The organism is Brachybacterium sp. sponge (assembly GCF_001613775.1).
GTDB classification, from domain to species: Bacteria; Actinomycetota; Actinomycetes; order Actinomycetales; family Dermabacteraceae; genus Brachybacterium; species Brachybacterium conglomeratum.
Genome location: NZ_LRMP01000006.1, coordinates 19,687 through 27,672 on the forward strand (window position 1 = coordinate 19,687; position 7,986 = coordinate 27,672).

Annotated in this window: 2 protein-coding genes; both read right to left on the reverse strand. The window is 70.5% G+C overall.

The features are described from left to right. Positions 1 to 57 precede the first annotated feature (57 nt). A complete protein-coding gene (locus A4A78_RS17325; protein WP_062951468.1) occupies positions 58 to 6,285 on the reverse strand; it encodes an Ig-like domain-containing protein in 6,228 nt (2,075 codons plus the stop codon). Between the two features lie 210 nt (positions 6,286 to 6,495). After that, the gene (locus tag A4A78_RS17330) at positions 6,496 to 7,503 is read right to left on the reverse strand and encodes a polyprenyl synthetase family protein (protein ID WP_062951470.1); all 1,008 of its coding nucleotides are present in this window, start codon (positions 7,501 to 7,503) and stop codon (positions 6,496 to 6,498) included. Positions 7,504 to 7,986 lie beyond the last annotated feature (483 nt).

The following is a 7,986-nucleotide window of genomic DNA, read 5'->3' on the forward strand; positions in this document are numbered from 1 at the left end:
GAGTCTGCTTTCGATGTGAGGAGAGCGGTATTCGGTGAGCGGGACGGGGTGGTCAGCTCACCCGTACGAGTGGACACCGGCGGACTTGCCGTTGACGAACACCTCGAACTTGTTGTCGGGGTAGCCGTACAGGAAGTTGTAGCCGGCACCGGAAGAGGAGTAGTTGCCGTTGGCATCGGCCGTGATCCGCATCTTGGTGGAGCCGTTGACCGTCCACGGGCCCCCGGCGTAGGAGGCCGACGGAAGCGTGTTCACGGACATGTCGTAGGCCTTGCCAGGCTCGAGATCGGAGAGCCGGATGTCGACCTGCTTGCAGTACGGCCCGTCGCAGACGTTGTTGTTCTGCATCGACCCCCACTTGACTCCGGACTTGGGGTTCGGAGGGGTGTAGGTCTGCGCGCCCTGTGACTTGCTGACGGTCCCGCTGACGAGGCCCTTGCTGTTCTTGACGCGGGCCTCGATCTTGACGCTGCCCTTGGACTTCACCTGGTAGGTCTTGGAGAAGGAGGTGCCCGAGTCCTGCCAGTCGCCGCCGTTGATGCGGACCTCGAGGGTCTTGCCGCCGGCGCCCCCATCTCCGCCGCCCGCGCTGGCCTTCACCGTGACCGGGCAGCTGTTCCCATCGGTGCACTTGCCGTTGGACCCGCTGACGGTCGGGTTCGCCGGCTTGGTGTAGGGCTTGACGCCGTTGGACGGGCTCGAGGGCTCGCTGATGCCGCCGTCCGCGGCGAAGCCGTTGCGCGCCTCGACGGTGAACTTGTACGAGGTGCCGTTCTTCAAACCCGTGATGTTCGCCGTCGTCGCCGAGGCGTCGACGGTCGTGGACCCGCCGTTCCAGCGCACCACGTACTTGGTGACCGTGGTGCCGTTGCCGTTCGCCGCCTTCCAGCTGACGGTCGCGCGGCCGTTCGGGCCGTCGCCCTTGCCCTCGCTCGGCAGGGACGCCTTCACCCCGGCGGGCGCCTCGGGCCTCGACCACGGAGTCACCGCGTTCGACGCCTTCGAGGAGCCGATGCCGGTCCCGACGGAATTCACGCCGGTGACGGTGAAGGTGTGCTTGCTGTTGCGATCGAGGTCCCGGAAGGACGCCTTGGTGGTCCCGCCGTCGACGGTCTGGCTCGCGCCGGAGGAGGACTTCACGACGTACTGGGTGATCGGCTCGCCGTTCGCCTCGGCGTCGGTCATCGCCGGCCACGTCACGTCCACCGCGCCGCCGAGCGCGGTGTTGACCCGCTCGGCCGACGGGGTGCCGCTGGGGGCCTTGGGCTTGCCGGCCGGATGCTCCGCCGAGGACCACTCCGACCACTCCGAGGGCTCCTCGGCCAGGTTCGAGGCCCGCACCCGGAAGCGGTAGTCGCGGCCGTTGGTCAGCCCCGAGAACACCGTCTGGGTGCTGCCGCCCTCGACGGTCTGGGAGGAGATCCCCTGGCCGCTGGTGTCCTGGACCTGCACCTCGTAGCTCTGGATCGCGGAGCCGCGGTTCTCCGGCGCGGACCAGCCCACGGTCAGCTGCTGGTCGCCGCGCTCCGCCCGCGGGGCGGCCGGCTTCTCAGGGCGCACGTCGGGGCGGGCCACGGCCGAGGGCACCGACGGATCGGAGTCGCCGACGTCGTTGGTCGCCACGACCTGGAAGGTGTACTCCGTGTCGTTGGTCAGCCCCGTGATCGTGCAGGACGTCGAGGCGCACTGCTGCGACACCGTCCCGCCGGTCGCCGCGGTGACCGTGTACCCGGTGATCGGGGCGCCGTTGTCGGCACCCGCGTCGAAGTTCAGCTCGACGAACCCGTCGCCGATCTCCCCGATGCGCGGGGCGGAGGGCGGCGCGGGCTTGCCGCGGACCACGATCCGGATCTCGCCGGTGACGTGGCGGTCCGGGTCGCCGGTGTCGTCCTCGACCGTGTACTGGGCGGTGAGGATCCCGTGGAAGGACTCGGCCGGGGTGATCGAGACCTTGTCGCCCTTGAGCTCGACGTTGCCCTCACCGGCGGTGAGGCCGGCGCTGAGCAGCTCCCGGTCCCCGCCGGGGAAGGGATTGGAGTCGTTCTCGAGCACCGCGATGTCCTTGGTGGTGCCCGCGTCGATCGTGTCCTCGTCCATCACGGTGGTGAGCAGGGGCCGCGGAGAACCGCCGACGGTGACCTGCACGGAGGACTCCACCGGATCGTTCGTCCCGTCGGAGACGGTCACCGGCACCTCGAGGACGGTGCCCTTGGGGGCCTTCGGCGTCGCCGTGGCGGTGAAGACCGAGCCCTCGACCGACACGTCGATCTCCGGGTTCTCGGTGTACTTCCCGAGGGCGAAGGTGAGGTCGTCGCCCTCGGGGTCGTCGACGCCGGGCGCGAGGTCGACCGTGGCCTGGCCCTCTCCCTGCGCGACCTCGAGCAGCGCGCCCTGGAAGGTCGGCGGGAGGTTCTCGTCCTCGGGCGCGACCTCGACCGGGATCGCGAGCGTCGCGGTGGCCGCGGTCGCGTCCCCCACCGCACCGTCCGTGACCTCGACGCTGATCGTGTCCTTGCCGGAGAAGTCCGCGGCGGGGCGGTAGCTCAGCGTCGTCTCGTTCTCGACGAGCTCGCCGCCGTCGCCGTGGCCTGCTGTCACGAGCGACGGGTCGGTGATCTGCACGCCCTCCGCGCCCGGACGCACCCGGACGTTCTGGGGATCGGCGAGGTCGATCGTCGCCTCGGAGCCGGCCTGCACCGTCACCGGCTCGCCCACCCAGACGGGGGCCTGCTTCGCGGTGCCGGGCACCCACACGTAGCCGGCCGAGGACTGGTCGTCCTGGTCGGTGATGATGTAGCGGATCCGCTGCTGCTCCTCCTGGGGCACGATCTTCAGCGTCCCGTCCTCGCGCAGTTCCACGCCCTCGTAGGAGCCGTCGAGCGCGACCTCGAGGTCGTTGGTGCTGCCGTCGGGATCGGAGTCGTTGGCGAGCACGTCCACCTCGACGTGGTCCTTCTTCGGATCCAGGACGTCCTCGACCGGCACGAAGTCGTCGACCGCGACCGGGGAGAGCAGCGGCGCGTTCGCGGCGACCTTGACGGTCGCGGTCGCGCTGGACTTCAGCTGCTCGTCGGTCGCCGAGTACACCACCGTGTGGGTGCCCTCCTCGGCCGGGGTGATGACGGTGACGAGGTTGTCCTCCGTGTCCTCCGGCGGCTTGACGTACTCGATGTCCGTCATCGGCTCCACGTCGCCGCGCACGATGCCGAGCGCGTCGCCCTCGGGGTCGGTGTCGTTGTCGAGCACCGGGATCTGCACCTCGCGGTCCGGGCGCACCTCGACGGTGTCGTCGACCGCGTACGGGGCCTGGTTGCGGTCCGTGGGCGCGGCGATGCCGACGAGCACCTCCGCGGTGCCGATCGCGCCGTGGCGGTCCATCACCTGGTAGCGGAAGCGGTCCGTGCCGACCGAGTCCTCGTGCGGCACGTACTCGATCCACTCGCCGTTCGCGCTGGTGATCTCGCCGAGGGTGGGCATGGGGCTCGCCGCACCGGTGAGCATCACGGAGTCGCCGTCGGGATCGATGCCGGTGGTCTGGACGGGGATGCGCACCGGGGTGCCCGCGACCGCGCGGGCGGTGAGGTTCTCGGGCCGCGGCGGGGTGTTCTCCGCGTCCCGCGGCACGATCGTGATGTAGGCGAGGGCGGAGCCGGTGCGGCCCGTCTCGTCGACCACCTCGTACTGCACGACGGCCTCGCCCGTCGCGTCGTCGTCGGCGCGGAAGCGCAGCATGTCCTGGTGGGGCTCGGTGTTGCCCAGCGCATCGGCGCGGGAGGTGTCGAGGTTCGTGCCGAGGTGGAGGTCGGAGCCCGTGGGCGAGACGTCGTTGGCGGTGACGTCGATGTTGACCATGTCCCCGGCGCGCACGACGGTGCGGTCCGGGACGGCCTCCGGGTTCGCGAACTGCGTGTCCGTGTTCACGACCATCATCCGGATGGTGCCCGTCGAGGTGCCGGCGGAGTTCGAGACCTCGTAGGTGACGGGGACGGGCTCGGTGGAGACGGTCGCTCCGGGCTCCGCCTCGACCCGCACCAGGTGGTGGTCGACGACGGTGGCCTTCAGTCCGCTGCCCTCGGGGACCTCGAGGGAGTTCGCCACCAGCACCCCGCCGGTGGGGTCCACGTCGTTCTCCAGCGGGTCCAAGAGCGTGTCGGTGCCGGTGGTGACCGTGCCGAGGTCGTCGACGGCGACGGGCTGGAGGTTCTCCGCCTCCGGCTCGACCACGTCGATGCGCATCAGCCCCAGGGAGGTGGTGCTGCCGCCGCTCGCCCCGACCGTGTACTCCAGGTAGTGGGTGCCGGGCCCCGCACCGGTAACGTCCACGCTCCCGGCGTCCAGGGCAGGATCGACCTCCAGCCCCTCGGACTCGCCGACGCTGATCAGCTCGAGCTCGCCGCCGTTGGGGTTGAGATCGTTGACCAGGGGCTTGAGCGTGGTGGTGCGTCCGGAGACGATGCTGACGTGATCGGCGGTGGTGATCGGCGGGAGGTCGCTGTCGGTCACCGACTCGATCTGGATCGTCCCCTCCCCCGTCTCGCCGTTCTCGTCGCGGAAGGTGAGCTGGACCTGCTTCGTGCCCGGCGAGAGACCGGCGTCGTTGAAGGTGATCTTCCCGTCGGGCGTGAAGGTGACGAGGTCCTCCGGCGGGACCGTGGCGTTGGAGAGGTAGAAGGCGTCGCCGTCGGGGTCCTCCCAGTACGGCAGGATGTTGAAGCTGATCTCCTGGCCGGAGCGGACCTGGACCTTGGTCATCGTCTCCTCGGCGGCCTGCGGAGCGGAGTTCTCCCCCTCCTGGCGCACCTCGAGGGTGACGGTCGCGGTGTCCTTGCCGCCGCGCCCGTCGTCGACGGCGTAGGTGAAGGTCTGGGTGCCGGAGGCATCGTCGGCGACCTGGATCTGGAGCTGCGTGCCGCCCGTGATCGGGGTGACGTGTCCGGCGGCGGGCTGCTTCCCCTCCACGGCGACGGTGAGCACGTCGCCATCGGGGTCGACGTCGTTGCGCGTGACGGGGAGGACCACGTTCTGCCCCGGCCGCACTCCGAAGGTGTCGTCGTTGGCCGTCGGGGGCCGGTTCTCCTCCTCGCGCTCGGCCGCGACGTTCTCGATCGTGGTGGTGAGGGTCTCCTTCTCCTTCTCCTTCGACTGGTCGGTCTGGATGTCCTGGTTGATGACCCAGTCGTCGACCAGCTGCATCGAGTCCATGATCTCCCAGGACAGGCCGAACTTCTGGTCGTTGAGCACGACCAGGTCGCGGTTCTGGCGCAGGGAGAGGTCCGCGCCGGACTTCGCCTCGGGGATCACGTCCTTCACGGGCTCCTGGCCCTCGCAGGCGCGGACGTAGCGGAGGGAGCCGCCCCAGGCGCCGTAGGCGCAGCCGTCGACCTGCGCCGGCTCGACGACCTCGGAGCCGGTGCCGCCGGCGGGGATCGACTCCGCCTTCCCGCCGTCGAGGGGGATCAGCAGCATCGTGTCCGCGGTGGAGAGGACGACGTTCTCGGAGGCGGGGCCGGCCTGCTGGATCTCGCCGACCTCGAGGGAGGAGATCCCGTAGTCCTCGAGCGGGTAATCCTTCATCTCGGTGCCGAGGCGCAGCATGCGGTTCTCGCGGTCCATGATCACCGGCACGTCGCCGACGACGGTGAGCTCGACCTGCGCGGCGTCGCTCGAGACCCCGCCGGCGATGAACGGCTTGTCCGCCTTCGTGTCGCGGGTGGACGGGGTGCGGGGGTAGCGCAGGAGTTCCTCGCCGTTCAGCGCGTAGACGTCGCCGCTCATGGAGACGGCGACGGGCGGCGCGCCGTTTCCGGTCTCGAGGACCGGCTCGACGGAGGCGGGGCTGAACGCGGCGGCCTCGTCCGGGGAGAGGATCCAGACCCGGCCGTCGGGTGCGGCGATGACGACGCGGTCCCCGCCGATGCGGACGGTGGACTCGGGCGGCAGCTCGACGAGGCCCGCGCGGGAGGCGGCCGCGGTGTTGATGGGGGTCATGCCGCGCGGCCCGGTCTCGAAGACGTGGTAGCCGGACTGGAGGATGTCGAGGTCCTGGCCGGTGGAGGAGATGCGGGCGTCGAGCTCGCCGGCATCGACGTTCAGGCGGCCGACGAGGCCGCGGTCGCCGTTGCTGACCCAGACGCCGCCGTCGGAGACCTCGACCTCCGAGGAGGACAGGCCGTCGTAGTTCACGGCGAAGCCCGTGAGGACGAGCGCCACCACCGCCAGGACGGCCGTGGACACGACCGTGGTGCGCCGACCGCGGCGCCTCTTCGGTCCAGCGGTGACAGACATGGTGGTACCCCCAGATGACGTGCAGACTCCTCGCGCACGCCCGCCCTCGACCGGCTGCTCTCACTGAGGAGATGACCCCCGCGGTCGATGTGCTCGCGCACGACAACGGACAGCGTACCGGTCCCCCGCGCGGTGCACTAAGCGCGCCCCGTCACGTTCAGCTCCCGTGCAGGTCAGGCAGACCGAACGGTCGCAGATCTCATCTGGAGCTCACCGACGGCGCTCGACGAGCGTGCGGGTGAAGGTCACCAGCGCCTCGCGCACGGACCCCTCCGGCAGCTCGCCGAGGATCTCGACGGCCTCGTCGGCGGTGCGCTGCGCGAGCCGGCGCGTCTCCTCGAGAGCCTCGTCCTCGCGCAGCAGCTGCACGAGCTCGCCCAGCGCGTTGTCGTCGCTGAGATCGCTGTCGAGCCTGCGCAGGATCTCGAGGCTGCGCGCGTCCTGCTGCTCGGCAGCGCGGCGACGGACGAGGAGGGTGGGCATGGTGGGCACGCCCTCGCGCAGGTCGATGCCCGGGGTCTTCCCGCTCGTGGCGGCGTCGCTCTCGAGGTCCAGCACGTCGTCCGCGAGCTGGAAGGCGACCCCGACCTTCTCGCCGTAGCGGCGCATGACGTCACCGGAGCCCCCGGGAGCGCCGGCGAGGGAGGCGCCGAGGTCGCCGGCGAGGGCGAGCAGCGAGGCCGTCTTGTCGGAGAGAACGGAGATGTAGTGGGCGAAGGGGTCCTCCCCCTCGGCGGGGCCGACGGTCTCGTGCAGCTGGCCGAGGCAGAGCCGCTCGAAGGTCTCGGAGTGCATCCGCACGGCCTCGGGGCCGATGCGGGCGCTCAGCGCGCTCGCCCGGGCGAAGAGGAAGTCCCCGGTCAGGATCGCGACGTTGTTGCCCCACAGCGAGTGGGCGCTGTCGGTGCCGCGGCGGGTGGTCGCCGAGTCCATCACGTCGTCGTGGTACAGGCTGGCCAGGTGGGTCAGCTCGACGAGGATCGCCGCGTCCAGCACGCCCTCGGCATCGACGTCCCCGAGGGACGCCGCCAGGAGCACGAGCATCGGGCGGACGCGCTTGCCGCCAGCATCCATGAGGTGGCGGGCGGTCCAGCGCATCATGTCGTCGGAGCTCGCGACCGAATCGCGCAGTCCGTGCTCGATGGCGCCCAGGCGCTCGACGATGCTCGTCGCGAGCTGATCGTCGATGTCGGGCACACCCGGCAGCGTGGACGGCATGTCTCTCCTGGAGATCGGACCGGCCACGCGGAGCGGGGCCGGAGTGCGGACAGCGCTCCCGGACAGGAGCGACACGACAGCCGAGTCTACCGGGGAGGCACGGGCCCTGAGCCGCCCTACGGTCCCGAGGTGACCGGCGGAACTGCAGTGCGCGGCTCCGGAGGGAGTTCTGGAATATCCCGCAGAACCCGACCCACTCGGGTCCGGCAAGCCGAGGTCCGGTCCCTCGCTCGAACACCGCACTCGAGCGCGGCACTGCCGCTGTGCCTGCGCCGGGATGTCCGTCGATTTCCCTCTTCTCGGGCCGGGCCCCAGATGCGACACCTGCGCCCTGGTCTACCTCCCCCGTTCTCGGGCATGAAAAAGGGAGTGGAGGAGGCGAACACCCCGCAGGGGTTCAAGCACTCCTCCACTCCCAGTGAAGATGTCCGGCGGCGACCTACTCTCCCACACCCTCCCGAGTGCAGTACCATCGGCGCGATC